This window comes from Modicisalibacter muralis, assembly GCF_900102945.1.
In the GTDB taxonomy this organism is placed as follows: Bacteria; Pseudomonadota; Gammaproteobacteria; order Pseudomonadales; family Halomonadaceae; genus Modicisalibacter; species Modicisalibacter muralis.
Window position 1 is genome coordinate 1 of record NZ_FNGI01000020.1, and the last position, 1,443, is coordinate 1,443.

Below are 1,443 nucleotides of genomic sequence, written 5' to 3' on the forward strand. Positions count from 1 at the left end.
TGAACTGCACCCCGAAAGTTGGACACCCAATCCAACCTTCGGGGTGTTTCTATGAGCAATCGGTACGACGAGTGGTTCAAGCTGCGGGTGGTGCAGCAGTGTTTACGTGAGGAGACCAGCTTAAGGGAAGTGGCACGTCAGCACTGCCTGGATGCGTCCACCGTACGGCAATGGTTGGACAACTACCGGCAGCATGGCGTGACGGGGCTGCGCAAGAAATACACACACCGCAGTGCGGCTTTCAAGCTGGCAGTACTTGAGAGGATGTGGCGAGATGGCTTGTCACATCGTCAGACTGCGGCCCTGTTCGATATCCGTGAGCGCCGCGCTATTGGCAGATGGGAGCGTCAGTACCATAGTGGTGGTCTGACTGCGTTAGCGCCAAAGCGTAAGGGACGCCGCCCGATGACCAAGAAGCCGCCTTCACCATCCCCTCCGCCTGATGAAGAGCGCTCCCATAAGGAGTTGCTCGAAGAGTTGGCGTATCTGCGGGCGGAGAACGCCTACCTAAAAAAGCTCGATGCCTTGATCCGGGAGAAGCGGGCGGCAACGCAGAGCAGAAAGCCCAAGCCGTCCAAGGGTTAAGGCACGAGCATTCGCTGGCTCTGCTGCTGCGTGCGGCAGAGCTACCGCGCAGCACATTCTACTACCAGGTCAAGGCCCTGGGCACCGATGACCCGTACGCACCCCTGAAGGCGCGTATCCGGGCGATCTACGACCGCCACAAAGGGCGCTATGGTTATCGCCGCATCACTGCCGTCCTACGGCAGGCAGGTGAAGTGATCAACCACAAGGTCGTCCAGCGCTTGATGCAACAGCTGGGCTTGAAGTCCCTGGTTCGTCCAAAGCGGTATCGCGCTTACCGAGGGGCAGTGGGACATGCGGCGCCCAATGTACTCGACCGGCAATTCCAGGCAGAAGGACCGAACCAGAAGTGGGTGACCGACATCACGGAGTTCAACATCGACGGACAGAAGCTGTATCTGTCCCCCATCATGGATCTCTACAATGGCGAGATCATGGCCTATCAGATCAGCAGGCGTCCCGTATTCTCACTGGTGAAGCGCATGCTGCAGCAGGCCTTTGCCCGCTTGAAAGAATCGGACCGGCCACTGCTGCATTCTGATCAGGGATGGCATTACCAGCATCCCGCCTATCGTGCCCTGTTGGCAGGACAGGCGCTGACCCAGAGCATGTCACGCAAGGGCAACTGCCTGGACAATGCCGCGATGGAGAGTTTCTTCGGCACCCTGAAGGCCGAGTACTTCCATTTGCACCGATTCGACACCATTGGGCAGTTGCAGCAGGGCCTCGACCAGTACATCCATTACTACAACCACGAACGCATCAAGGTGAAGCTAAAAGGCCTGAGCCCCGTACAGTACAGGACTCAGGCCTTGAGCGCCGGCTAAATGAACCGTCCAACTATTGGGGGTCAGTTCA

The 1,443-nt window shown here is 58.1% G+C and carries 1 protein-coding gene; it reads left to right on the forward strand.

All coding sequences use genetic code 11. The features are described from left to right. Positions 1 to 51 precede the first annotated feature (51 nt). Positions 52 to 1,412, forward strand: a protein-coding gene (locus BLR92_RS19465) for an IS3 family transposase (protein ID WP_089730949.1) whose coding sequence is annotated in 2 segments (ribosomal slippage) — positions 52 to 517 and positions 517 to 1,412 — 1,362 coding nt in all. Because the reading frame shifts where the segments join, the coding sequence is not laid out codon by codon here. The last annotated feature ends 31 nt before the right edge of the window (positions 1,413 to 1,443 follow it).